Source organism: Chryseobacterium sp. 2987, assembly GCF_031456375.1.
Lineage (GTDB): Bacteria > Bacteroidota > Bacteroidia > Flavobacteriales > Weeksellaceae > Chryseobacterium > Chryseobacterium vaccae.
Window position 1 is genome coordinate 75,165 of the sequence record NZ_JAVDUN010000009.1, and the last position, 26,127, is coordinate 101,291.

The following is a 26,127-nucleotide window of genomic DNA, read 5'->3' on the forward strand; positions in this document are numbered from 1 at the left end:
AAATTAAGGGATGGGTTTATAATCTGTGTTGATGTACGATGTACAATGTATAATGTACTATGTCTTAATGATCAAAGAAAGTTATAAATCATTAAAAGCTGTATTACTGTTTCCAGCCAACAGACTATTAATTGTTTTTACTAACAATATAAGCTTTAAACGTCAAACATTGAATATTACATCTAAAACAGCATGTTTTAAACCCAAAAAGAATCTATGAATTATGAAATTGTGGGTGGACCCCGAAGCTGAAATGTGAATTTAGTCTGAGACCATATTTTTTCCTGAACAGCAATAATAAGTTCTACTTCCTGTGTATAATGTTCAAAAGTAAAACTGTATTCTTCAGGAACCAAAGTATGTCCTGTTGCCAGGAAATGACAGGCAAGACAGTCTCCGGCTTTTTCTTTCTGGGAAGACTTTGCCATGGTATTTTCTGTTTTTTTAAGATTGAAGCTCTTAAAATAGTCTACAGAATCATGGTGGTGAAAGCTTTGGGAAAACAGCGCAACGAAGTATATCCCAAACAAAAGCTTGGCGATAAAACTCTTCAGATTTCTGCTTTCCTTAAAAACCATTTGTCAAAATTATAAAAATAATTTAATTTTTAAATTAAACTTATATTAAAATTAAACTGAACTACTCTTATCAATAGGTAGAAAAGCAGTGCTCTTTGTTACAAAAGAACAGGATTAAAATAACTCAATATAGCTTAATACACTGATTTAAAAATCTTTGGAAAAGAATTTTAAAGATGGAGCAGTTTTTTATTAATCGCAATAGCAGATAAATCGAAGTGTTTTTAAGATAAACAAAGGCGTAAACTTAGCAAAGTCATACAATGTTTTGCAAACTCTGATTAATGTGCGCCTTTGTTTAATTTATTATTCTATTTTGGGAAAAACTCTCTGCTCTTCTTATTTCAAAATTAATCCAGCTGAGAACCTAAATATTCCCACTCCTGTAAAGCAAGTTCAAGTTCTCCCTTGGTTTTATTATATTTTTCCAGGGTTTCCTCTGAAGGATTTTCCTGAGCAAAAGAGGCCTCCATTTTTTCAATTTCGGTTTCCAGTTCTGAAATTTTCTCTTCTACCTTTTTCAGCTTGTTCTGGATGTTTTTTTGCTCTTTACTAACCATAACAGATGACTGGCTGCTTGGTGTAGCAGGCTTCACTTCTGCTTTTTTAGGCTCCGGCTTTACTTCTTCATTGTGCAGCTTTGCTTTTTCTGCAGAAATTTCTCTAAGGGTTTCTTTTTGTCTGTATTCAAGGTATTCTCCTACACTTCCCAGGAATTCTTTCATTCTTCCGTCACGGAATTCATAGATTTTATCACAAAGTCCATCCAGGAATTCTCTGTCGTGGGAAATTACGATCAATGTTCCCTGAAAATTCTGTAGAGCCAGTTTGATAATCTCCTTAGACTGAATATCCAGGTGATTGGTAGGCTCATCCATAATCAGAGTATTGAAAGGACGAAGCAACAATTTACAAAGCGCCAGACGGTTTCTTTCTCCCCCGGAAAGCACTTTTGTTTTTTTGGTTACCGCTTCTCCCTGAAAAAGGAAAGATCCTAAAAGGTCTCTCACTCTTGGTCTTGTTTCTTCCGTTGCGGCATCTTCAGCTTCTTCCAGTACTGTTTTATTGGGTGTCAGTACTTCTTCCTGATTTTGGGCGAAGTATCCGATGTTTACATTATGTCCTAAATTCCAGGTTCCAGTATAATCTTTGATGTCTCCGGCAAGAATTTTGGCTAGTGTTGTTTTTCCCTGTCCGTTTTGTCCTAAAAGGGCAATTCTGTCTCCTCTCTGAACAATAAAGTCTACATCATCAAAAATCTGTTTTGTTCCGTAAGCTTTTCCTAAATGTTCAGCCTCGAAAATAACTTTTCCGGGTACCACAGACTGTACGAAACGGATATTGAATTTGGAAACGTCTTCGGTATCTACTTCAATACGTTCAATTTTATCCAGTTTCTTAATAAGGGACTGTGCAAAAGATGCTTTGGTAGCACTTGCACGGAACTTATTGATGTTATCTTCCATCTGCTTGATCTCCGCGTCCTGATTCTTTTTAGCCTGAATCAGTTTTTCACGGCGTTCTTCACGCATTACAAGATATTTTGAATAATTGGCTTTATAGTCATCAACTTTTTTGTTATTAATGTCAAATGTTCTGTTGCACACCGCCGTCATAAACTGTTTATCGTGGCTTACCAGAACAATGGCTCCAGGATATTCTTTCAGGAAGTTTTCCAGCCAGATAATAGACTCCATATCAAGGTGATTGGTGGGCTCATCGAGAAGCATGATATCATTCTTTTGAAGCAGCAGCTTTGCCAGCTCGATTCTCATTCTCCAACCTCCGGAAAATTCATCGGTAATTTTATGAAAATCATCTGCTTTGAAACCTAAACCAAACAATATTTTCTCCATATCACCTTCAAGATTGTAGGCATCATGGTTCATTAAAAGATCATTAAGTTCAGTCATCTTATTGATCAGATCAGTATAGGCATCACTTTCGTAATCGGTTCTGGTAGCCAGCTGGTGGTTAACTTCTTCCAGCGCTTCTTTCCAGGCATTAATCTGTTCGAAGGCCTGCATGGTTTCATTCCATACCGTTCTTCCTTTAACGAAATCAAGATCCTGCTTCAGGAAACCAATGGTTATATTCCCTTCAGGAACTACATTTCCTTCGTAGAAATTAATTTCTCCCGACAGCATTTTCAACAGGGTAGATTTCCCTGCTCCGTTTTTTCCTACCAAACCAACTTTATCATCTTTTTTGATGGTAAAATTTACGTTTTGAAACAGATAATTTCCCGAATGATGTAATCCTAAACCTTGAACCGAAAGCATTTCTTTTAATTAATAATTAGTTATGAATAATGAATTTTCGGGTGCAAAAGTACGGAAAAAGAAATGAATAGGCCAGAAATAAAAAGAGGGAAGCCGGAAGAGGGAGGATGGAAGTTCACCGCTGCCTCAGACTTTAGGAGGTTTTCTGAAACTGATTTTTGTTTTTATCGCAACGGCAGACAAAAAAAAATTAAATTCCTGATGTTTTTAAGATAAACAAGGCCGCTTCGCTTATTTTTGAAATACAAGAGTTTTAAAGATAGAAGTTTACGAAGTGGCCCATTGTTTTTTTATAACAAAATGCGTTGCTTTCAGGTCTTAATGGTTCCCTTCTTCCAGCTTCCAGCTTTCTCCATTCATTTTATTCATTCTCATCTCGATGGTACGGCTCCAGATATCGTTGTTTGGGACATTGGTTCCATAGAGAAAATCAGGGATAAAGCTGTCTTCGGGAAGATGAAGTTCCATGATAACCTTAGTATGGCTTTCATGATCCAGAGAGCTGCTGCTGGGTACATTAAGGCCATTATTAATCAATTCTGCACTAATATCTTTTGTGGATCTTTTTAATACTTCATCGCTGTACAGCCCGAAGTTGGCAGAAATATGGGTATACTCTGCAAAGCGGCTATAATCATATACAGGCTGGAGTTCCGGCTGCATATTTTTAACGTAAGCTTCTGCACGGATATAAAAGTCTACAAGAAACGGGTGTTTTTCCGGATCTATCTCAAAATCATCTTCTTTAAAATCTGTACTGAAGATCTGTGATGTTACCCTGTTGGTTTCGTCCAACATCAGTCTGCCATATACTTTTGAAAGATCCTGATAAACTTTGTCTCTGGAAACATAAGCTTGCGCAAGAATCACCCCTTTTTCAATCTGAAATTCTGCAAGCAGCGAATCCCATATTTTATTTCCAGCCCTATCTGTTTTGGCATTTCGTATATCTGATACATAATCCTGCAAGTCCTGGGTATTGAGAAAATCTGTAGAAATATAGACGGACTGGGGACCTTCCAGATAGCCACCTCCAATATCTGCATGAGCCCCGGGAACAAAGACCTCCTTCCATACAGAATTCCAGGTTTCCGTTTTTGTATCCCGCCTACTTTTGGAAGTCTCAAAAAAACCGGCAAGAGGAAAAAAGTACCTGCATTCATTCACGGCACACAGATGAAGGGCATTCTCTGTTTCCTGCGGCAAATTGATTGTGTAGGTATTAAAAGGTTTGGATTCTACGGTGTCAAAAACACCCAGAAATTTTATTTTAATGGAGACTGAAGGATACTGTAAGAGAATCTGATTGCTGAAATGTCTTGCCAGCATACTTCCTCTGCTGAATCCATAGATATAAAAATAGTATATTTTGTTGGTATTATTTATTGTATGCTCTACGAAATCATAGGCTTTCTGAAGTTTGTCATCCGAAGAATATCCTTTTTCTCCAGGAGGATTGCTACAGGTCGCCATTGCAAAATTACTATCTTCCCCACCATTTAGGGTACCAATTCCTTCAACATATAATTTGTGGTTTCCGTTAAATAAACTGAACAGTTTGTAAATATTAGTCGCTGCTCCCTGATAACTTTCATTATTCCTGGCCGGCATATTCGCTGAAGCAGCATTAACTCCGTTGTTTCCGGTTCCGTCAAAAAAAATTCCGACTGATATTATTCCATCGTTTTTCATCATTGTGTTTCTACGTTGTAACTGACTATCTCCGGCGTATTTTAATGAACTACAATTATTTACATCCGGACTAAACTTATAGTGTCAAATTAACGAAAGATACAACAAGTGTACAAGCGTGAAATCACCAAATAAAAAAATTCCGTATTTCTACGGAATCATATTTTTTCAAGGGTATAAATGTTATTAATGATGGCATAGATCACAATGCCTACTGTATTTTTGGCTCCAATCTTTTCAAGAATCCGCTGCCTGTGGCTTTCTACTGTTCTTGGACTGATGAACAGCTTTTCTCCGATCTCATTGTTGGTATACTCCTGGCAGATCAGCTTTACCACATCTTTTTCTCTTTCGGAAAGTTCATCTTCCATTTCAAAAAGAGATTTTTTCTTCGTCGAACTGTTCATATAAGTAAACAGCATCTGATGATCTTCAGCGGTAAAGAAAACGCCATTTTTATAAACCATTGTGATGGCATCAATAAATGTTTTTCTATCTGAATTTTTAGGAAGAAATGCAGAAACTCCCAGTTTAACCATATATCCCAGGATAGATGTTTTATAGTGGGAAGAAAGAATGATAATCTTCAATTCAGGGTATTTTTCTTTTAAAATCTCCACGAGTTCAAAGCCATTCATGGGCTGCATCTGCACATCTACGAGAGCAATATCCGGAAAGCCTTCATTGGAAAGTTCTTCCAGTTTTTCAATAAAATCAGGTCCGTTACCGGAAGTCAGCGATACGGAGATATTTTTTTCATTGGACAACAGCATTTTTACTCCTTCCAGGATCAGCTGTTCATCATCAATCAGTGCTATTTTGATTTGCGGGTTCATGGTTTGTTGGAATTATAATAATTAAACGGCTTCCTTTTTTCAGGGTACTTTTCCACTTATGGACAGCATTCATTGATTTCATCCGGGATTCTATATTTTTGAGTCCCATTCCTTTTTTTACCTGGTCATAATCAAATCCCTGCCCGTTATCTGATATGACCACCGCCATATACAAAGGATAATCTTTGATATAAATCCAGAGATCTGTTGCCTGGGAATGTTTGATTACATTGGTTGTAAATTCCTGAATAATCCTATACAGCTGCACTTCTGTAAAAATCTCTTTTTTCCTGTACCCGGGCATTACCTGCAGAGAAATATTGATTTTATGAGACAGATTCGCAATCAATTCTTCCACATATAAAACCAATCCTACTGATTCAAGATTTACAGGATATAATGAATGTGAAATGCTTCTTGCCGCATCAATCAATGATGACATCTGGCCGTAAATATTCTTTTTAATCACCTCATCTCCTTTGGTATCCAGATTATTCAGCCATAATGATAAAATATTAAGCCTGTTTCCGATATCATCATGAATCATAACGGCTATCCTTTTTCTTTCTTCTTCCTGAGCTTTAATGTTTTCAAGTACCAGACTTTTCTGGTGAAGAACTTCTGCCTCATGCTGGGCATTTTTTTCTTTAATAATCCGGCTGATGAAAGAGCGGTAAGCAAGGAGTATAAAGGATACTATAACTGTTATGGTAACAATTATAAGAACCAAAAGACTGATATTTAAAGTTACTTCTTTAATTTGATAAAAGTGTATATAAATGAACAATATAAGATACTCAGCAAGATATTATTAATGCTCAGCATAAAGTAAAAATCATCATCAGAAAGATTGGCAAGCTGATGCTGAATAATAAAAAAAAATACTGACACGGAATAATAGAAGAAAATACTGGCATCTACCAAAAGAAAACGGTTCTTTGCAGAAGCTCCATTAATTTCCCGGATGAGCGTGAATCCCGAAAGACAGACAATGATAATATTGGATACTACCTTCACAATATCACTGTTGGAGGGATAATCAAAGGCATATTTTGCGACCATAAAACCAATAGCCAGTACTCCTGCCAGCCCGAGAAAATATTTTGATACGTCCAATTTTCTGATGAATAGAGCACTCAGCAGAAAAAATTCTCCGGCAATATAAAACGGATAGATAAATGAAGTATCATTCAGTTTAAAAACATAAGGCAGGATCAGGTTCAGGAGTTCAATAAAAAAAAGAAAAGCAATACAATAAAAATACTGCTTTTCCTTATGATTGAGTATACGATATCTGGCTGCTCCCAAAATAATCACACAAAGAAGCAGGCCATAATTCAGAAATAAAATTGTCTTAAAAAATTCTGTCATTCCTTTTTCGTCCAGACATTTAAGATCTTAATTTGGGAATCCGGGAATACGGCATACCGGCGGACATGGTTTTGCCCAGTCATAGGTATTGGAAATAGAGGATGTAGTTCCTCCATTCTGCAGCAGTTCATGGTAAGAAATAAAGATCAGGGTTACCAGCATTCTTTGATAAATATCATTGTAACGAAGTCCGAATGAGCATACGATTCTGGTAACTTCAGGGATCGGATGGCAAAGGTCTTCCATAGGAACGTAGAATTTTCTGAAGATTCTTGCCCCTCCGAATTCTGAACATTCATGATAGAACCATTCCATTCCTTCGTCTCTCCAGCGCTCAATGGCTTCTACCGCTTTATCCTGCTCAAAAACAGGAGCTTCTGATACTGGAAAATACATATCCGTATTGCTGCCTATTTTTTGAAGGTCGTTAGAAAGTAATGCATTTTTTACGATTTTAAACTCTTTAGTCTCCTGTAGGACAAGATCGTATTTCTGAGGCTCAAGAGTAGTGTACTGGTACTCTGTTACAGCACTGTTTATCACTCCTTTTTCAGTTAACGGAACAAAAATCAGGACAAGACTTCCTTCAACTACTCCAACTTCTGCGCAGATATATTCGTAGGAATTGTAGTCTTTGATTTTATCAATTTGATCTTTAGATAGTTTAAAAGTGTAATTGGTGCGAATCCACTCAGCAATTGAGTGATAATCAGAAACCCCGTTACCCCATTGGGCAATTGCCAGGGCGTATTCTTCTCTGTTCATAGATGTGGCTTGTTTAGTTTGCATAAAAATATACAAACTAAATGTGCTGTGCAAATAATCACTAAAATTTGAATTTTAATTAACCTGGGTTAAGAAATTTTAAATATAAAAGGTTGGAAGATGGAAGAAGGAGGCTGGAAGTCACTGTTGGTTATAGATACTGAAACCTCTGTAAAATCAAATGAGATAAAAATATATCAACACTTATTTTTAATGACCTTCATAACTTTCCTTCTTCCAGCTTTAAGCCAGTCTAAATAAAACATTTTATCCCGGACTGAGATGATAATTGTTTTCAAATTTTGTTCATATTAAAGCTATATCAGAACAACATATGAATCAATATAATTATCAGGTCGCTCCTACGGAGCTCACTTTAGATCATGTATTAAATTCTATGAACAGAGTACTCCTACGGAGCACTTAAAAAACTCAAATAATATCATATTTTTTTACAAAAATTTATAAATTGATCATCAGTTATAACACTTAATATAAGTCTGATTTTTTATTCCGGACTGAGGTTAAGGTAAGTATAAAAGAATGGATAAGGAAGACTCGAAATTATTTTTGGTTGCACCCTAAACAGCCACCATAAAATTAAAAAACTCTATCAGAACATCATATGATCAATATAATTATCAGGTCGCTCCTACGGAGCTCACCTTAGATCATGTATTAAATTCTATGAACAGAGTATTCCTAAGGAGCACTTAAAAAACTCAAATAATATCATATTTTTTACAAAAATTTATAAATTGATCATCAGTTATAACACTTAATATAAGTCTGATTTTTTATTCCGGACTGAGGCTAATTAATAATTCCTAACAGTAACATGATAACAGCTCTGCTGTTTTTCTTTGATATAGTAAATTCGGCCCGCGTCTGCATAGTATTTCAGGACTTTCTCCAAAGCGAGCTCCATTTTAGGATTATATTTGAGTACATTATTGAAACGCACATAAGAAATATCGAAAGAGTTTCCGTAATTGTGAGAACTGATCCCTAGAGAGGCATTGGAGTTCACTTTTCTAAGCCGGCATTGGTCTTCAAGGGTTCTTGTTATTGACGAAACCGTAAAGGTATGACCTTTTGTCTCTTTACTGAATTTTGATGCGATCTTCTCTAATGTTGTTTTGGCTTTGGATACCATAAAAGCCCTGCTGTAATCCAGTCTCTGAACACGGTACCCTTTTCCTGTTTTTTTTACCGCGTGAAATTTACCGCTATTAACGTACTTCTGTACCGTTTTAGAGTCTTTAAGCAGTTTAACCCCAAAACTCTTTGAGGCATCCAGATGAGACTTATAAAGAGGAGTAGGTTCTACTTTTAAAACCTGTGACAAATCATAGCAGGGAAGACTCTTTTTAGCTCCCTGTGAATAATAAAGACTGTATAGGAAAGGCACAAAAACCACACAAAAAAACTTTCTCATTAACCATGCTTTAAAATTACTAACGAAAGATAAACATTTATGTTATATCAATCAATCCGGAGCGTTATGCTCTTTCAACAGAATCCCCAACAAACATTAAACCAAATTAATAAATCCTCAATTTTTTCGTTCTCCAATATTTGAAATATTTTTAAGATTTATCTTTCTATTTTGAGATTTAAATTCTACATTTGAGATACATTTAAAAATAAACAACATGATAAAAAAACTTTTTGCTGAATTTTTCGGCACGTTTTGGCTTGTTTTCGGAGGCTGCGGAAGTGCGGTTTTTGCAGCCGGAGTTCCCGACATCGGAATTGGTCTTTTAGGCGTTGCTCTAGCTTTTGGTCTTACAGTGCTTACAATGGCATATGCTGTGGGCCACATCTCCGGAGGTCATTTTAATCCGGCCGTTACTTTCGGGCTTATGGCAGGAGGCAGATTTCCTGCAAAAGACCTTATCCCGTACATTGTTGCCCAGTGTCTTGGAGCGCTTGTTGCTGCGGGATGCCTGTATGTTATCCTTAATGGCGCCGGAACCGTAGATTTTTCCCAACCCGGAGCGTTTGCCACCAACTTCTATGGGGAAGCGGTATATAACGGCAAAGCATTCAGCATGGGAGCCGCATTTCTTGCGGAATTCTTACTGACAGCATTTTTCCTCATTGTTATTATGGGAGCAACGGATAAATGGGCGAACGGAAAGTTTGCTGGTATTGCTATCGGTCTGGCTTTAACACTGATTCACTTAATTTCAATTCCTATCACCAATACTTCGGTAAACCCTGCGAGATCTCTTTCACAGGCTGTTTTTGCAGGAGGACTTGCGATGTCTCAGCTCTGGTTATTCTGGGCAGCTCCTATTTTAGGAGGGATTGTAGGAGGGTTGATTTATAAGTTCCTTCTTCAGAGAGACTCGACGGAAGTTGAAGCTTAATTATATTCAACATTTCATTATCATAAATAACAAATCCTGTCATCTGACAGGATTTGTTATTTTTTCTTCTTTATATCAAAAGGATTTTTAAAGATCAATTCTTCGTGTTTTCCTTTGATCTCCATCTTCCTGTGCAGGAGATTCAACGCCATTTTACGTATAAAAAGATCTTTATCATTCAGTTTCCAGTAAGAATCTTCATGTACATTTTTAGGCTTACGTATCAGATAGAATTCCGTTTCCCAGCTGTCTTCATTATGGTAAAACTCAATGATGCCACAGTGTTCCGGAACATCTTTATGCTCGATCATTCCCATCGGAAGCAGAAAACTGAATGCGTTGCAGACATAATCTCCACAAGAAACCTTGTCATGCTTCAGAAATTTTTCTCCCGTATCTTTGTTGAGATATGATTTTTTGAAATCGTTTTTAAAGTCACTTTTCGATAGTTTGATCTCAATTTCATGACTGAACCCTTCGGCATCAATGATCAGTATATCAGCCTCCCAATCTGCCTGAAAGTGATTTGTCATCACAATTTCCTTCTCAAAATCACAGTGAGAGTGGATGTAGGCATGAACAAGCTCGTCTATTTTGATCATTGTTTGGAAAGTGTGTTATCTGCTTTGTATAATGTACGATGTATAGTTTACGATGTAAAAGTATCGGACTAATTTTCAGTTCAAACCGCCCTCTATTAACTTACCAACAGGCTGCAACCGCGGATATCGGAATGGTCTATTCTTCCAAGCACCTGAAACTGATCTCCGGTTATTTTCCCCAAATCCTGGGTAGCAATAAAAGAACAGGAATGAATATTGGCAAGATCTATAATATTGACCGCTCCGGTTCTCCCCTCTTTTTCATAGGCAAAAGGGTCTTCTGCATTTCTGATCATCACTCTCATCCATTTTGGGCATGTATATTCATTTTTTCCGAGAGAATAAGCCTGGGAAAGCAGTTCTGTCATCGAATATTCGGAGTAGATTTTTTCGGTTTTAAATCCGTTTTGTAAAATGGCCAGAAGTTCGTCTTTGGTCATTTCTTCCTTTCTGCCTTTCATTCCTCCAGTTTCAATTACGGTCAGGTTGAGGGATTCTGAGATCGATAGATTTTGAGATTTCAATGTATCTAAAAAATCCAGCAGAGCGAAGGAAACTCCGAAAAGAATAACTTTTTTATCCTTTATTGTTACCAGCAGATCAAAAAGTTCGGTATGATTGTAAAGGAAATATCCGTTCTCCGGTTTGCCTGATTTTTTCATAAGATAATCCACCATATAAATCAGGGAAGAGTTCTGTTTTTCCAGGTAACTAGGAAGAAGCCCTAGGAAAATAAAGTCTTCCGGTTTTCCGATAAACTGTTGAAAACTTTTATAGATGCTCTCCTCATATTTTCGAGGATCTGCAATATAATGTTTTGAAAGATTCATCTGCGTGGTTCCTGAGCTTTGAAAAAAAAGATCAGCTTTGGCATTTTTATCCAGAATCTGATGATTTTTAAACATTTCTATGGGCAGAAACGGAATTTTCTCCAGACTGTTGATCTTTTCAACATCTGTCTTCAGAAAGTCTACAAACTTCCTGTATATTTCAACGTTTTCATACTGATATCGAAAAGTTTTCAATGCTGCGTTCAGGAAATCCTGTTCTGTCTGAATGTTGAATATATTTTCCAATTCTAATAAAACTATTTTAAACTCCCCCGCTTTACCCTAAGTTTTTACAGGGAAAAAGATATTTTTTAATATTTTTTTCAGAAGATTTACACTTTGGTAAACTTCTTGCAATTACCTATTCGGAATATGGATTAAAAACAAGAGTGGACTTCGGTCCATTCGGAAATTACCTCTTTTAGGGGTAATTTTTTTTTGTTCCGTCCTTATAGGTTTTCAATTCAAAATTCTTCTCAAAAACCCCGTAAGTGTAATATGAAATCCAGTCACCGAGGTTAATATATTCAGCCTTTCCACTCAGGTTCAGAACCATCGGAAGGTGGCGGTGTCCGTAAATAAAGTAGTCTATTTTCTGGGTTTTCAGTTTCTCTTTTGAATAGATGATCAAAAATTCTTTATCTTCTCCCAGGAATGCCTTATCTTCTTCTCCGGAAATCATTTTATTTTTCTGGGAAAGGTATAAGGCTACTTTCATTGCAATATCGGGATGAAGCCATTTGAAAAACCACTGGGCAACAGGATTGGTAAACAGCTTTTTCATTCTTTTATATCCTTTATCGCCAGGCCCTAATCCGTCTCCATGAGCTAGCAGAAACTGCTTTCCGCCCATTTCAAAATACTGCTTCTGATAGAATACAGTACAGCCGATTTCTTCTTCAAGATAATCTTTCATCCAAAGATCATGGTTCCCGACAAAGAAATAGATGTGAATTCCCCTGTCTTTCAATTCTGCTATTTTACCGAGAACACGTACGTATCCTTTTGGAATTACGTGTTTCCATTCGTGCCAGAAATCGAAAAGGTCACCCATTAAAAACAGGACCTGGGCATCTTCCTTAATTTCATCCATCCAGCGTATGAATTTCTCTTCACGCATCTTGCTTTCCTTAGGAGTGGGTGCTCCGAAATGCTGATCTGAAGCGAAATATACCTTTTTGCCAGGTTCGAGATTAATGATCGTTTTTAACACCGTCTTGAGTTTTTATCTGTCAGATTACTTATTATCTTCTGCGAACCATTCTCCGTAAGAGTTTTCGGTTTCATGAAGTTTAAGGTAGGCCAGAGAAACCTCAGCCGGAAGTTTTGATTTTATTTTTGCAGCGATTGCATACAGCATATTTTCACAGGTAGGCTGAAAACTGCAGTAGATCACTTTATGACCTTTCTGCTCCAGATCTTCGCCCAATTCTTTATGCGGAGACAGGGCATTCACCAAAACAGCATGGTCCCATACATCTACAATTTCAGATTTTACGATACTTTTGATATCCCCAAAATCTACTACCATCCCGTTTTTGGGATCTTCCAAGTCATTGATGGGCCTCCCTTTCACCGTTACAAACAGCTTATAGGAATGTCCGTGCATATTTTTACATTTCCCGTCATAGTTGTACAGCACATGAGCGGTTTCGAATGTAAAAATTTTCGTAATACGTATCATAATAAGTCTTTCAATTTTAATTTACTGGTTTTTATATTTTTTTAACTGCAAAAAAATACAGCAGAACTGAATATCGTTCATGAAATAAAAACCAGTAAAATGAATTTACAAATTTAAGATAAAAAGAGGAACAAATAAAATGCCTGAAAGATTGGGGAGAAATTATTATTTTGTATTTGGGGAACAGAACGTTTTTATTTTTATCAGCTATACGAAAGGAATCGTGCGAGAGCGGGGGCTACTCAGAAACGAAACATACAAAGAAAAGAAGCTAACTTTTAAGAGTTGGTTTTATTATTATACTCAAAGTCTAATCGAACCTCATTGAAGAAGGAGATTTAATAATGACATAGTATTTATCATTTTTAGCAATTTTTGAAAATCTTTTTCTATATTTTTTTTTATCTAAATTAAATATGTTAATAATAACATATTCTTGGTTTAAATAAACTTTGGGCAAGTTGACAAGATATTTTGAAACAAATACTTTATTAGGTATAATCGCTTCAAAACCTATATTTATATTTTGCGATGAAGTATTTAATAAACTTGTATAAAAATTGTCGCTTATATCAACTGATCCAACAGTATATTTAAATTCAATCTTTTCTGTAGATGGAGGAATGTTTATATAAAAATTATTTACCGTTAAACATGGTTCTTCATCAATCATGATTAATATATTTAATTTTTTACATTGAGAATAATATGTCGTCAATATAAAGGAGCAAGCTAAAATTAATACTTTTTTTACTATACTATTTTGCATTTCTATTCAATATGTTTTTTATTACGGGAACAGTCAATTTCATTCTAAAAGATCCATCTCTATTATATACTGCCGCACCAACAGATCTGTTATCTTTATAGCTCCCATCACTATTTTTTGTAATATTTGATGAATTACCAATCTCTAATCTACCAGCAATTATATTTGTTTGATAAGTTGAAAATGCTACATCATCAACACCTCGAGTTGGAGTTAAAGCATTTAAAGGATAAAAAGTTCCGCCTGTACCTTCAATAATACCTGTACTATGAGAATGTATACTTGTTGTCGGAACGCCTTGCAAAAGACTATTAAACTTAATATTTGTACTTGCCGTAGCCATTGCTCCATCTGCGGAGATTGTTGGCGCTGGTCCTGTAGGAGATCTTAAAATATATCCAGTACTCCCAATAGTAGAAGCTTCTTCACTTAAACCACCATTATCAGTTTCTCTCTTTATAACGTCTAGTGTTTCAGTAAGCTCATTGTCAAACGGAACAATCATATTAGAATTTAATTCACTTAATTTTTCAGTAGAAATATGTTCCCCTTTTTTTTCTGCTGCTTTTATTGCTTTTTGATCATCTCTATTAGTTATCATTAATGTTCCTTGTACATCAGTTCCGTCAGTCCCAATTTTTTTTCCATTTTCATTAACATAGTCAATTGGATCTCTTCCATCTGGATCAATAAATCTAATCGGATTATTAAACGCATAATTATAAGGACTATGACGAGTCATCTTCTCCGCCAGCGGATCCACAACACCCCATCTTCCCAAATCCGGCATATACATCCTCGCTCCGTAGTCATACATACCTGTCTCTTGCAACTCTTTACCGTTGTACTTATAACTAAGATAGCCTCCTAATTTCCCTTTAGAAATCTGACCGTCAATATGGTTCAGACCAAAAGGATAATAGTTGTTCACATCCGTTATTTCAAGAACGCCTTCGCTGTTTTTGGCATAGCTCACCCTTGCGTTGCCAAGATGATCCCTGTACTGATAAATATAACGGTTTTCCTAAACCTGTATATAAAAGCCACTACAGATGCAGTGGTTTTTGTGTTTACCATCATGGTACAAGCGTGACGCTTGCGCCAGCTGGGGGATTATATATATTCAGAAGTTAAAAATCCATAAACCAATCTAATGAAAATATATAAATAATATATAGTTATTAAACAAATAGGAATTAATGAAATCTTAATATTTCTTTTATTGTTACAACTTTTACTGATACTAAAATTAAATATTGAAATACCTAAGAAAACGGCTGTTCCAGGTATAAAGCAAAATAGATTAAATGTTGTTTTAATTTTTTTATAAAAATATTCATTGGATTGAAAAAATTCATATCCTATATAATTTACAGATATAAATATTACAATAAATATTATAAAAAAGATTAAAATATAGTTAGGGCTAAGTATTTTTTTTATATTCATAATTTTTATTTTCCTGTCATTATAAATCTTCGTCCATTAAAAATAGCACGTTGATCTGCCTTACTATCCAATTGACCATTTAAGATTTCATTGAAATGGCTCCCTCCGAATACCTCATGATCAAATAAACCAATAGCGGCAGACCATCCTCCCCACATAAAGTTACCAGCATCCATTAAACTGTAAATAGTATTCGTACCCTCAAATCTAAAATGGTAAGAAGAATCATTTTGATTAACATTACTACCAATATCCAATTTTCGAGATAAGTAGTGAGCGGAAAAATCAGCTTCTCCCCAAGTAGACTCATAACCAATCAGGCTATAGGCAGCAATTTGTGCACTCGGAGATGTAAGAATATTTCCTACTCTTGCTTGTGTTAACAGGCGTACAATGTTGTAATTATTTCCAACATTGTTTAAAGCACCTATATAATCCTTCCTGCTAATCCAATAATAAACCTGATCTCCTATATTGTATTTTTTCTTTTGAGTAGGTTTATCTACATTTTTGGGGTCATTAAAAAATAACTCATTCCCATTTTCCTCAAAAAATCTATTGTTTCCTTCTTTTCTAACATAATTTACAACTCTACCATTTTTCCCTACTGTTATATCGTCTTTAGGACGGCTGGACGCCATAGAGTTTTGTAATAATCTAAAGGCAGATTGTGCGTCCGAACCAGTATAAGTCGTTCCAATTGACGTTTCTTTTACAGCTCTTCCATCAGGATCAGTAAATCTAATTGGGTTATTCACTGTATAATTATACGGTGACCATCTGCGATATTTCTCCGCCAGCGGATCCACTACACCCCATCTTCCCAAATCCGGCATATACATCCTTGCCCCATAATCATACATTCCAGTCTCTTGCAACTCTTTCCCGTTGTACTTATACTGATAATCATTCTGTGTGGTTGCTGTATAATTATGCAGCAATCCAAAAGGATAATAATTATTCACTTCCACAATCTCTCCCGGTTTCCAACCATCAATACAATTGGGTGGATTTAAAGGGTTCCAAGGTCCGTCACATTGCACCCAACGGTATTGTCTTGGCTGTATGAATCCGTCCTTATTGGTATCCGTGTAGCTTAATCTTACATTACCCAAATGATCGGTATAATTATAAATGTACTGGCCGTTAAGTGCATCATAATAACCTTCTGAGGTAGGAATGATTCTGAGTTTCATCTCCGCAACTTCATTTGGATCAGGTAATATAATTCCACCTGTTCCTGCTTCTGATGGCTTGGTACTTTTATACTGGAATCCATCCAGATAATAGGTTTCCAGGTTCTTAAAGAGCTTCTTTACTTTTACTCCATCTGCCCTATAGGTATATTGGGTGAGATTTGAGTTTTGGGTAATCTGTTTGGGTAAATTTAAATAATTATACTGAATTAAAGAAATATCTTTATCCGGATGACTGGTCATATTCCCATTGCCGCTGCCATTATCATTGTCATACCCAATTGTTCCGGGGCTGGCAAGGTATGGATAGCCTGATGGATTCTGCTGCAAATCGGTTACTTTAGTCAGCTTATTGCCTGTATAATCATATCTTAAATCATCAATCACAACAGCAGCTGTATTTCCTGTTTGGAGGGCAGCTGATCTTTTCAGCTTTGTGATATTTCCATTCAGGTCGTACTCTGGCATTTCAAAATATTCATTGGCTGTCTCATTGCCTTGTTTCTGGTAAAATCCTGCTAAAAGACGGTTTAATGGATCATAAACATAACCGTATCTTTTTAACGGTTCATTTTCTTCCGTTAAAGTTTTCCAAGATACTTCCGCAATATTTCCGTTGAATTTAGGTCTTACTTTTAAGGTGCTATAGTTACTGTTCGGGGTTTCCATTCCTTCAACCTGGTTGTAATTGATTTTATAACCAAACAGATCATTTCCCAAATTCGCAGGATCGTTAATTTGTGTCATCCAGCCTCTGATGTTATACTGATAGTTGATGGTTTGTAATGGTGATCCCGCACTAGTTCCTCCAACCTTCTTGGTTTCCAATTGGGAGAGTTCATTGTAGCTGTTTTGCGACAGAATCTCTTCCGGATTACTGTCTACTTGATGCTTATGAACGAGCTGTCTGTTCTGGTGGTCATACGTAAAGGTTTCAGTAACCACTCTCTCGGTATCTGTACTCAGTCTTTTATGCTTTGTCACAGCTTTCTGTACAGCTCCTGCGAAATCAAGTTTGGATTCATTGTGAGTATAACCTCCCAAATGATTGATGGAATGAGTGCTAATTACTCTTCCTTTGGTATCATAATAAGAGTAGCTTTTGGTCCAGTTATCGTCTTCAATGTTCTTAACCAGGCTCATCACGGCAAGGCCTTTCGTGCTTCTTCCCTCTGTAGAAGGGGTATCTGTTAAGACTGTTTCCCCTTCAATGCTTGATGGGAAAGAAGGATTGAAGCTATACTGGGGATAAGTATCATAATAATTGATACTTAACACAGTCTGTGTGTCAGATGGGAAATAATTATTGGAATAGTAAACAGACATCCCACTTTTAACATAACCTGCTGTACTTCGGGATTCTATAATTATTAAATCTTTGATCAGATTTTGAAGGGCTGGTCTTTCTCCTGCTGCAATTATTCCAGTAAGAATAGTTCTTCCAAACTGGTCATATTTAGTCATCAACCATTTACCTTGCGTTCTCATCCCTGCATCCTGGGTAAGAATCAAACGGTCTGACTTGTCATACACCATATATTCCCAATCTTTTCCCGGAAGTTTCTTCTCAACCAAACGGTTTCTACCGTCATAACGGTACTGATAGCAAAGATTTTTGAGCGTGGCTTCATCCAGCGATGCCGCTCCGGAAGCTAATGGCGGGAGAACAAAAGCCAACTGATCATATTCATTATAAACATAGTAGGTGTCTGTATTTTTGATTTTGTTGAGTATTTTTCTGACTAAAATGGTCTGGCCTTTTCCATTCTTGAATTCGATGGTCTTATTGCCGTCTTCATCAATAATTGTGTTTTTATACAACTGTGCAGCACCATAGCTTTCTACAGAACTGAACTCTGATTGGGTAGCTCCGTTTACCCAGGTTGTGGTGACGGTATATTTCCTTACCTCTCCGTCTTCAGAAGCATCATACTCAAATTTCACGGGTTTTCCATCCCATGCAGTACCTACCTGTTTCTGTTCCAAAATCCGGTCTAGGGGTGAGTTTTCCAGGACTTTCTCAGCATAGATCTTTTCTGAGCCATAAGGTGTACTTGAAGCATTAGCCAGTGGATTGGGAACAATAGCACCGTTTAAGGTTCCTGTCTGGGGAATGGGAAGGTATTCTTTAATCTGCCTTCCAAACTCATCATACGTGATATGGGTAACCACATCTCTTCCCAGAGGAGAAGCTTTTACATTAACAACCTGTTTGGGCCTTCCAAGACCATCAACATACTGAACGGTTTCTAATGTTTTGGAAGGCTGGGTTCCGTTATAATCAAGGTAGGTCTTGGACTGGACGTAATTTTCTGTATCGGTAAGCTGGCCATGGGCTAAGCCAGAGAGCAGCAGGGTACCTATCGGGATGATGTATTTTTTCATCGTTCTTAGTTTTTATAGTGGTATTGGTATTCTTTGATGATTCTCCCGCCCGGGCTGTGTTCTCTTACTTCTTTCAGCCTGTTCGCCGCATCATACAGGTATACTTCCCGGATTCCTGACGGTGGCGTAATGCTTTTCACCCCGATTAATGGATCGTAGCTGTAAGTGGTGATCTGATAGCCGGTTAATGAAGCATGATTCCTGAAACTGTCCAGTGCCGCCAAGAGATTCAGCTCAGCCTGTTCTGCCGATACGCCCTGAGGGGGAATATTGTCATTGTCTGACGCGGTGATGATACCGGTCACTAAAGAGGATGGAATATCGGTGTATTTAATGCCTTCTATTTTAGCGATCGGCTGGGTACTGTTGTATCCCCAAATGATGGCGGTGGAAATGCCGTCTTTGGTGGTATACTGCAGAATATTTCCTTTGCTGTCGTATCGGTCATAGGTAACTTCTGTATGTGCTGCTGACGGGTTCTGTATATCATAAGACTGAAGTGACAATGGCAGCACAAGGTTTCCGGCTACCGCATGCGGCAACGATGAAGGATAAATGGTTTCTGTCTTAGACAATGTTTTGGTCATTCCATTTATAGTCTGCTTTACAGTAGTTTCCAAGGGAATGCCTATCATATTTTTTTCAATCATCAGCTGGTTTCCTTTTTCATGGGCATAGCTGTAAATGGTCTCAATAGGTTCATTATGAGTGAGAATATTGATTTGCTTCAAAAGATTAATTGGTTTTTGAATATCATTTATAGAGTACTCATTATTTACTTTTGAAGTGAGGATCTTTCCATTAATATAATCTTTTGTAGTGACTTCATCTAATAAAAACTTCCCTGATTCTATAGGGTAATGTGCCAGTATTTTTGTTGTATACCATGCAGTCTGTATAGTAGGCCCACCTTTCCACATTAGGTATATTCCCATGATCGTAGAAGGGATCACCTGTCCCCCATTGCCAGATGAATAATTACTTGACAATGCATTTTTAAAATAAGTCGGAGTATAGCTGTAAATCACCTCTCTTAACGGGTTGTTTGCATTCAGGCTATAGATGGTTTCACTGAGAAGGCTGGTATTACTCAGCTTATAAGGATTAAATCCATTGCCGTCAAGACTGGTAATATCCATAGGATTATCGGTATAGCTATATTTGAATAATTTTTTTCCTTTTCCCAATGTATGTTCGGTGACATATTCATAATTTACCACATCTTTTCCCGATAAGCTTGAATTAATTGCCTGATCTGCGCTGAGTACATAAGGATTACAGAGAATATCATGATCATATCCCGTATTTCGGATCACTTTATAGGTACCTTTCACAAATTCTAAAGGAGACGCAAAATAGGCGGAAGATCTTTTCCCTGAAAGATTAGGATTGTAATATTCAAACTGTCGTTTTGTATAGGTTATTGAGCCGTCAAAATCTTCAACACTTTTTATTCTCACTCCTCCAACAGGATTATTCTGGTTATTGTTTTTAATATTTTTCACTTTATAAAACCGTAATGCAACAGAACAATTCCCATTTCTGACCGTTCTGATCCTTTTAGGAGCTTGCGGATGGAGAAAAAAATTTGGATCTGTTAATTGTGCCTCGCCATCCTGACCGCTGAACGTAGCCACTGTTTTCCATTGATTATTTATCAACTCGTCTAAATAAGCAAACCCGGAACTGCTTCCATTTTCAGGAATTTGATTGGGAATCTCGTTTGAACATGAATTTCTGAACTCACACCAAAGTTCCTCAGAATTACTTGAAGGATCTACATCGAAATAAAAATACTCGTTTGAAGGAGTTATTTTTGTAATTATGTCATACTCATTCTGAGTATTGTCATAATAATTGTTGATCGTTCCGTATTCGACAGCCTGTCTTTGCGGAATCACCAGCTTATCCCATATCGTATTATTTTCATAAGTAAATGACGATGAGCCGCCTGTAGGATATAGAACCTTCTTTAAAATGAAAGCCTGTGAATAATCCGAATATACGCCTCTGTCCCCTCCCTTGATATAATTGATATTGAAATAGCGAAGATTGGGGATAAGCCCTCTATTTGTATCATTTCCGTTATAATACCCCCAAATGTCCTGTGCAAAGCTTTCAATAGCAGGCTTATATGCTTCATTGTACTCAAAGATATGCTTGCTATTTTCCAAAATATTATCTATTCTGGTTAGTTTCAGTCTGTAGTTTCTGTAATCCGTGCCAATTCCAGAACCAAAATAAGTGTGGTTAAATTTATAGTTCCCAATGGTATTTCCAGCCGAATTGTTAATGAGTATCTGATCTATTGCAAAAGTATTCTCTGGATTTGCCCCATTAACATCTTTCCTTCCCAGTACCCCGTCAATCGTATTTTTATAATTAAACTTTACAGTCTCATTGCCATATTTTATTTCCGTCAGCAAAATATCCCTATATTGGTTAATAGTTGTTGCATGAGTATCTTCTACCGCGCCCCGGCAGGAAATTTCATATCCCTCTATGGGAGCATATACATCCTGATAGCTATGTGTGGTAGTCTGATAAGTCATTCGTTTTTCATATTTGAAAGAAATTTCCTCGTTGGTTGGAAGTTTAATATTTTCAAGGAAAAAAGAAGATACTGAGGAGTCTACAGACGGCCCCGTTGTTGACGACAGAGTGTTCCCACGTCCTAAAGTATAAATAATTCCCTTTGGATCTGTTATTTGGAATCTTTTATCAGTGTCTGAATAAGAAATTTTTATATTGTCATAAGGGATTGTATGAAAACCTCCGTTGGAATCCATGATAAAAGAACCTGAAATTGTAGGCAGGTTATAATGGAAAATATCAGGCTGCATATCCTGAAGACCGTCATATAGATTATAAAGCTTTGTACGGACGTCAACCGGCAGAGATTCTAAGTTGATATCTGTATATACATGGTCAAAAGGATTTGCTGGAAACCATTTGGTATAATTCATTACATCACTTCTCCCATGCTGCTCCACTGAAATACTGTTGGGAATGGCTAAAGTCCACCCTAAACCAACTGTACCAGAGGTTTCATCTACTTTTATCCCTCCTGTATTATAGGTTAAATGAATAGGGATTGATAATCCACTGGTATTAATACTGTAAATAGGAATGGATATATTGAGCTTCCCTGTCCTGTAATCAACCGGAAAGTCTCCAGCTTTAAAAATGCTGTAAGTCTCAGGAGTAGAGGGAATAATTTTGTCAAGGTTGTTATTGCTGCCCAGCGATTGTTGTCCGCAAAGGTTCGTTGAAATCATAAAAAAGAAAACCGCACCTTTTAACCGTTTTATTCCATGGTGTTTATTTTGAATCTGCAAATATTTTTTCATTTGTATTATTTCTTTATCAGTTTTGCATTTGCTGTTTTATTGGTATCTGTTTTGATCACCACTAGATAAGCTCCCTGAACCAGTGGCTGAGTATTAATCTTGGTGACTTTATTCTTCGTCTTCACGCTCTGAAGCTGTCTTCCGCCCATGTCATACACCAGAATATCGGATTCTGAAAAATCAACACCTATTTCTACGTAAGCATAATCCGAGACAGGGTTTGGATAAATTTTGATATCCTGCTTCTGGATCAGCTTATCGATCTGGCTGTCTCCAAGCTTCACAATCTTCCAGTTCTCTTTTCCGAGTTCTTCAGCACTGGTGCCGGCAAGAATAATGGAACCGTCTCTGTTCAGTTTAATATCTGAAAGCCTTTCTTCTTTCTTCCGGTTCTCTCCCGTGATGTGTTTTCTCCACTGTTCATTACCCTGCTGATCCAGATACAGCATCCAGAACGTTTCATCATCTTTTTCTATTCTTCCTTCTGCCTGGGTGTAACCACCAAGCAAAATTCCTTTGGAAGTTTTATCATCCGCGGAATGAATCACACTCATTCCCATCAGGATATCACGGTTTTTGAAGTTGTAGGATTTCTGCCACTGTTCTTCTCCTCTTTCATTTAAAGCGACAAGCCATAAATCGGTTCCTTCTTCTATGCCTACGGTTTTATTGCCTGATCTCTCTGATCTGGATTCTCCTCCAATAACATAGCCCGTGGATGTTAAAGCAAGAGTTCTTAAATGATCATCACCCTTGCCTCCATAGTTCTTTTCCCATTCTACTTTTCCCGTTTTATCAAGCTTCACCATCCAGTAATCACCTTCTCCCGAGTTTTCAGTTTTCTTGTTTCCTCCAACTGAGCTTCGTGAATAAATCCCTATTAGGACACCACCATCTTTTGTCGGGATCATTTTCTCTACTTCATCCAGTCCTTTTCCACCTAAAATGATCTGAGAAAGTTCTTTTCCATCTTTATCCAGTCTGATGATCCAGGCATCTTTAGAGCCATAACCTTTGGAAGAGTTTTGAACATTACCTGCCACAAAGAATCCCAGGTCTGTAGTCTGAACGACTGCCCTGGCCTGTTCATCGGAAGCGGTTCCTAAAGTTTTCTGCCATAATTCATCCCCGAACTCATTCAATCTTACCAGCCAGATATCGGATCCACCTTTGGATTCTTCTTTTTTATCCAGTCCTTTTCCCGAATACGAAGTTCCAGCTATAAGGAAACCGCCTTCCTGGGTAGAAACAGAAGCGGAAAGATAGTCGTGATTTTGTCCTGAAAGGTATTTTTCCCAGACCTGTTCACCCTGCTGGTTCAGTTTAACCAAATGGAAATCGTAGCCGTTGTTTTGCTTGTTAGCAGCTGGCTGTTGGCTTTTTGTCTGGATGGAACTTCCGGTAATCAGATACTGCTGATCAATAGTGGTGGTAATCTGGCTTAGGAAATCCTGCGTGGAGGATTTGAGGTATTTCTGCCAGAGAATTTCCTGGGCTGATATACTCAGGACCGTACATATCACTAATACACTCATATAGAGTTTTCTCATTTGCGTTTGTTTTTATTATGAAATATTTACAAAATTAACATTTATTAGTATAAATTAATTCCTCACTAAAGAGAGTTATTGTAAATTTTATCACTTTAAAGTGTTTTTTATACGAATGTAAGTATTTGTATTGAAAATATATTTCTATACATCAACAAAAATAATCGTATTTTTTTCGAAAGAATTATTTTTTAATTGATAATGATATAGAAATTAGTGATATAAGTAAAAATCGATAAAATTTAAATTTTGCACCAAATTTTAGCAAAAAAACTGCTTCAGAAATGAAACAGTTTTTTTTCTTTGGCCTATAAAGTTAGCTCTAGAGAATCTCTTCCACTCAAAGCTTTATCGTTTATACCGCTAATTTTAGGGAGCAAAGGATAGAATCAACTTTGTTGATTCGAAGAAGCAGCCTCCATAAAGATTCAGTTTGATTTCAATTTGTTTGTTACCCCCCAAGGTCTGCGATGGACATTACTTATTTTTGAAATATAAAGTTTCGAAATACATGGTAGATCGCCTACCCTTTCAGATTAGTCAGCCTTGATAAATCATCAAACTCTCCGATTACAGAATTTCCGTTTTGCGTTCCTTCTACAGAATTTTCATTTTCGGTTACCTGATATCCTTTAAAGACCAGATAGTTCTTGAAGGTATTTTTATGGTTCACTTCAAACTGTGAGATCAGTTGCGGGAAAGCAGTAAAGATCCGGAGATGATCACTGGTTCGGGCCTGGTCTATTGTATCACTTTTCACAGTTACCACCATGGCACCCTGGCCGTAATCTGCAATATAATAACCGCTCGCATCAAACATTCCCGATGCAGTCATGCCTATAAGGTGCAGTTCCTCAGCTGAAAAATCAAAGGTATCCGTGCTCAGAAGATCAATTCCATTGTCTTCACCATATTTTTTAAGCTGAAGAGACTGCCTGATTATATTTTCAGGAAGATTGGATTGTGTATTCGCCCATGCCCAAAGCCAGGTTTGCGATGAATGGGAAAAAGTTCCCAGTATTTGCATCGGAAAAGTAAGATCTTCACCAAAACTGATGATTCCCTGACCAATGTCCACATTCCAGTTATTATCTCCGATTACTTCTCCAAAATCCATCTGTTTATCAAAGGCTATTGCTCCATAACGTTCAAGAAGCTCCTGCTCTGTTTTGCAAGCAGCCTGTTCTGGCTGTACTCCTTGAGAGCTATCAGAATTTTGGTTGTCCGGCTGTCCGAAAATGTTGTTAAATAATCCCATATTATATTATTTGAATTGATTATCTGTTTCTGTAAGCAAATTAATAATTTCTTTGGCGGTGTCTATTTCTGTTTGATCAGTAAACTTTGTCAAGATAAATGAATGCGCTTTTGCTATTTCGAAAATATATTTCAGCCAATAATAATGTTCATCCCCATACTCAAATTCTTCCCAATGCATCTCATCCTGATCTTCACTTTCAAATTCCGGCCAGATATACTGATCATCAAGCAATTCTTGAATATGACTGATTTTATTTTCTATTTCCTGACCTTCATAATATTCAGTCTGGAATTTTGCTGCTTTCACAACTGCCAGAATAGTTTTTAAAATCTGCTTTTTATCTGTTTGGTCAAACGCAAGAAGTCTGAACAGGAACAACAGCGCAAATGGTGTTGCCATCATAATTCCATCCTGATGTTCAATATTCATTTCAATTTTTCCAATCGCCGCTTTTTGTTTTTCAGGATCATCCGAAAGCATATCATGGAAACAGGCAGGAAAATCGGTGGAACGGCCGTACCAGTTGACCAGTCTTCCCCATGGAATATCATAAAGTCCGGCTGAAAAATAGAATTCTTTATCTGTCTGCATCGATTTATAGTTTATGTTTTTCCATTATTTCGCCATACCTTTTATGATATACCGAAGGATCAATTTTTTCTTGAGCAGTAATTTCGGACAGAATTTCATTTTGAAAATTAACTTCTTTTTCCAATACATCATTCCAAAATTCAGGTTCATCTGAAAAATTTTCAAAGTAATCCAGCGCATCAATCACTCCGATAAACAATCCGACAATGTTCTCTGTACTGTTAATATCACAAACAGCATTGCCCAATGCATCTAATATAAAGATTTCAACGGGTTCCGGTTCTTCATAATCATCAGCATATTCATCCAACCCGTCCAGACTTTTCTCATTTGCTTCCTGATATTGTTTGACCTTCTCATTTCTAATATCAGAAATCAACTGTTTTTTATCAATTTCAAGGTGGATATATTTAGCTGTAACCTCTTCAAAATCATCCAGCAGAAAATAGAAATTCAATAAAGCAATGATCAGGTTTTTCCTTTGTTCAATTGAGGAACTGATAAGACCTTTCTGTAAATTCCCCGTATGCTCTTTGATGTGCTTTACGATGTCCATTTTAA

General features: G+C 36.9%; 21 protein-coding genes. 1 reads left to right on the forward strand and 20 read right to left on the reverse strand.

All coding sequences use genetic code 11. The features are described from left to right. Window positions 1-221: 221 nt before the first annotated feature. The 8 genes from J2Y40_RS20860 to J2Y40_RS20895 form a co-directional block, all read right to left on the reverse strand. Entirely contained in the window at window positions 222-578 is a 357-nt protein-coding gene (locus tag J2Y40_RS20860; protein ID WP_153395204.1) for a hypothetical protein, read from the reverse strand. 350 nt (window positions 579-928) lie between these two features. Beyond that, a complete protein-coding gene (locus tag J2Y40_RS20865; RefSeq protein ID WP_153395206.1) occupies window positions 929-2,860 on the reverse strand; it encodes an ABC-F family ATP-binding cassette domain-containing protein in 1,932 nt (643 codons plus the stop codon). Window positions 2,861-3,178: 318 nt separating this feature from the next. Continuing rightward, a complete protein-coding gene (locus J2Y40_RS20870) occupies window positions 3,179-4,555 on the reverse strand; it encodes a DUF2235 domain-containing protein (RefSeq protein ID WP_231128669.1) in 1,377 nt (458 codons plus the stop codon). 155 nt (window positions 4,556-4,710) lie between these two features. Next, on the reverse strand, window positions 4,711-5,388 hold the full coding sequence (locus J2Y40_RS20875; RefSeq protein WP_153395208.1) for a response regulator: 678 nt from the start codon (window positions 5,386-5,388) through the stop codon (window positions 4,711-4,713). Next, on the reverse strand, window positions 5,357-6,118 hold the full coding sequence (locus tag J2Y40_RS20880) for a sensor histidine kinase (RefSeq protein WP_231128670.1): 762 nt from the start codon (window positions 6,116-6,118) through the stop codon (window positions 5,357-5,359). The genes J2Y40_RS20875 and J2Y40_RS20880 overlap by 32 nt, the downstream gene beginning before the upstream one ends. Window positions 6,119-6,135: 17 nt before the next feature. Then, entirely contained in the window at window positions 6,136-6,759 is a 624-nt protein-coding gene (locus J2Y40_RS20885) for a hypothetical protein (protein ID WP_153395210.1), read from the reverse strand. Between the two features lie 27 nt (window positions 6,760-6,786). Then, window positions 6,787-7,524, reverse strand: coding sequence for a hypothetical protein (locus J2Y40_RS20890; protein WP_153395212.1), 738 nt, complete (start codon window positions 7,522-7,524; stop codon window positions 6,787-6,789). Window positions 7,525-8,341: 817 nt separating this feature from the next. Further along, window positions 8,342-8,962 carry a DUF5715 family protein gene (locus J2Y40_RS20895; RefSeq protein WP_153395214.1) on the reverse strand — a complete coding sequence of 207 codons (621 nt, stop codon included), beginning with the start codon at window positions 8,960-8,962 and terminating at the stop codon, window positions 8,342-8,344. 220 nt (window positions 8,963-9,182) lie between these two features. Here J2Y40_RS20895 and aqpZ point away from each other — a divergent pair, with 220 nt between their 5' ends. Continuing rightward, complete coding sequence (gene aqpZ / locus J2Y40_RS20900; protein ID WP_153399867.1) at window positions 9,183-9,899, forward strand: aquaporin Z; 717 nt, start codon at window positions 9,183-9,185, stop codon at window positions 9,897-9,899. Window positions 9,900-9,955: 56 nt separating this feature from the next. Here the strand turns inward: aqpZ and J2Y40_RS20905 are convergent, their stop codons facing one another. The 12 genes from J2Y40_RS20905 to J2Y40_RS20960 form a co-directional block, all read right to left on the reverse strand. Continuing rightward, entirely contained in the window at window positions 9,956-10,501 is a 546-nt protein-coding gene (locus J2Y40_RS20905; RefSeq protein ID WP_153395216.1) for a hypothetical protein, read from the reverse strand. A 95-nt stretch (window positions 10,502-10,596) separates the two neighbouring features. Then, a complete protein-coding gene (locus J2Y40_RS20910; protein WP_310001144.1) occupies window positions 10,597-11,577 on the reverse strand; it encodes an acyl transferase in 981 nt (326 codons plus the stop codon). A 175-nt stretch (window positions 11,578-11,752) separates the two neighbouring features. Further along, a complete protein-coding gene (locus J2Y40_RS20915) occupies window positions 11,753-12,544 on the reverse strand; it encodes a UDP-2,3-diacylglucosamine diphosphatase (RefSeq protein WP_153395220.1) in 792 nt (263 codons plus the stop codon). 24 nt (window positions 12,545-12,568) lie between these two features. Then, complete coding sequence (locus tag J2Y40_RS20920; RefSeq protein WP_153395222.1) at window positions 12,569-13,015, reverse strand: 6-carboxytetrahydropterin synthase; 447 nt, start codon at window positions 13,013-13,015, stop codon at window positions 12,569-12,571. Between the two features lie 310 nt (window positions 13,016-13,325). Beyond that, the gene (locus tag J2Y40_RS20925; RefSeq protein WP_153395224.1) at window positions 13,326-13,688 is read right to left on the reverse strand and encodes a hypothetical protein; all 363 of its coding nucleotides are present in this window, start codon (window positions 13,686-13,688) and stop codon (window positions 13,326-13,328) included. An 85-nt stretch (window positions 13,689-13,773) separates the two neighbouring features. Beyond that, window positions 13,774-14,715, reverse strand: coding sequence for an RHS repeat-associated core domain-containing protein (locus tag J2Y40_RS20930; RefSeq protein ID WP_310001145.1), 942 nt, complete (start codon window positions 14,713-14,715; stop codon window positions 13,774-13,776). 523 nt (window positions 14,716-15,238) lie between these two features. Next, entirely contained in the window at window positions 15,239-18,814 is a 3,576-nt protein-coding gene (locus J2Y40_RS20935) for a DUF6443 domain-containing protein (protein ID WP_310001146.1), read from the reverse strand. Between the two features lie 5 nt (window positions 18,815-18,819). Beyond that, on the reverse strand, window positions 18,820-22,164 hold the full coding sequence (locus J2Y40_RS20940) for a hypothetical protein (protein ID WP_310001147.1): 3,345 nt from the start codon (window positions 22,162-22,164) through the stop codon (window positions 18,820-18,822). 5 nt (window positions 22,165-22,169) lie between these two features. Then, window positions 22,170-23,714 (reverse strand): T9SS type A sorting domain-containing protein, encoded by a 1,545-nt coding sequence (locus tag J2Y40_RS20945; protein ID WP_310001148.1) that lies wholly within the window; start codon window positions 23,712-23,714, stop codon window positions 22,170-22,172. A gap of 523 nt (window positions 23,715-24,237) precedes the next feature. Then, complete coding sequence (locus J2Y40_RS20950; protein ID WP_310001149.1) at window positions 24,238-24,972, reverse strand: DUF6882 domain-containing protein; 735 nt, start codon at window positions 24,970-24,972, stop codon at window positions 24,238-24,240. Window positions 24,973-24,978: 6 nt separating this feature from the next. Further along, entirely contained in the window at window positions 24,979-25,566 is a 588-nt protein-coding gene (locus J2Y40_RS20955; protein ID WP_310001150.1) for a hypothetical protein, read from the reverse strand. A gap of 4 nt (window positions 25,567-25,570) precedes the next feature. Next, the gene (locus J2Y40_RS20960; protein ID WP_310001151.1) at window positions 25,571-26,122 is read right to left on the reverse strand and encodes a hypothetical protein; all 552 of its coding nucleotides are present in this window, start codon (window positions 26,120-26,122) and stop codon (window positions 25,571-25,573) included. Between the last annotated feature and the right edge of the window lie 5 nt (window positions 26,123-26,127).

What these genes read in the sequence shown, in the direction of transcription:
- J2Y40_RS20860 (WP_153395204.1), bottom strand. Translation starts at nt 578, where the DNA reads ATGGTTTTTAAGGAAAGCAGAAATCTGAAGAGTTTTATCGCCAAGCTT.
- J2Y40_RS20865 (WP_153395206.1), bottom strand. Translation starts at nt 2,860, where the DNA reads ATGCTTTCGGTTCAAGGTTTAGGATTACATCATTCGGGAAATTATCTG.
- J2Y40_RS20870 (WP_231128669.1), bottom strand. Translation starts at nt 4,555, where the DNA reads ATGATGAAAAACGATGGAATAATATCAGTCGGAATTTTTTTTGACGGA.
- J2Y40_RS20875 (WP_153395208.1), bottom strand. Translation starts at nt 5,388, where the DNA reads ATGAACCCGCAAATCAAAATAGCACTGATTGATGATGAACAGCTGATC.
- J2Y40_RS20885 (WP_153395210.1), bottom strand. Translation starts at nt 6,759, where the DNA reads ATGACAGAATTTTTTAAGACAATTTTATTTCTGAATTATGGCCTGCTT.
- J2Y40_RS20890 (WP_153395212.1), bottom strand. Translation starts at nt 7,524, where the DNA reads ATGAACAGAGAAGAATACGCCCTGGCAATTGCCCAATGGGGTAACGGG.
- J2Y40_RS20895 (WP_153395214.1), bottom strand. Translation starts at nt 8,962, where the DNA reads ATGAGAAAGTTTTTTTGTGTGGTTTTTGTGCCTTTCCTATACAGTCTT.
- J2Y40_RS20905 (WP_153395216.1), bottom strand. Translation starts at nt 10,501, where the DNA reads ATGATCAAAATAGACGAGCTTGTTCATGCCTACATCCACTCTCACTGT.
- J2Y40_RS20920 (WP_153395222.1), bottom strand. Translation starts at nt 13,015, where the DNA reads ATGATACGTATTACGAAAATTTTTACATTCGAAACCGCTCATGTGCTG.
- J2Y40_RS20925 (WP_153395224.1), bottom strand. Translation starts at nt 13,688, where the DNA reads ATGATTGATGAAGAACCATGTTTAACGGTAAATAATTTTTATATAAAC.
- J2Y40_RS20935 (WP_310001146.1), bottom strand. Translation starts at nt 18,814, where the DNA reads ATGAAAAAATACATCATCCCGATAGGTACCCTGCTGCTCTCTGGCTTA.
- J2Y40_RS20940 (WP_310001147.1), bottom strand. Translation starts at nt 22,164, where the DNA reads ATGAAAAAATATTTGCAGATTCAAAATAAACACCATGGAATAAAACGG.
- J2Y40_RS20945 (WP_310001148.1), bottom strand. Translation starts at nt 23,714, where the DNA reads ATGAGAAAACTCTATATGAGTGTATTAGTGATATGTACGGTCCTGAGT.
- J2Y40_RS20950 (WP_310001149.1), bottom strand. Translation starts at nt 24,972, where the DNA reads ATGGGATTATTTAACAACATTTTCGGACAGCCGGACAACCAAAATTCT.
- J2Y40_RS20955 (WP_310001150.1), bottom strand. Translation starts at nt 25,566, where the DNA reads ATGCAGACAGATAAAGAATTCTATTTTTCAGCCGGACTTTATGATATT.
- J2Y40_RS20960 (WP_310001151.1), bottom strand. Translation starts at nt 26,122, where the DNA reads ATGGACATCGTAAAGCACATCAAAGAGCATACGGGGAATTTACAGAAA.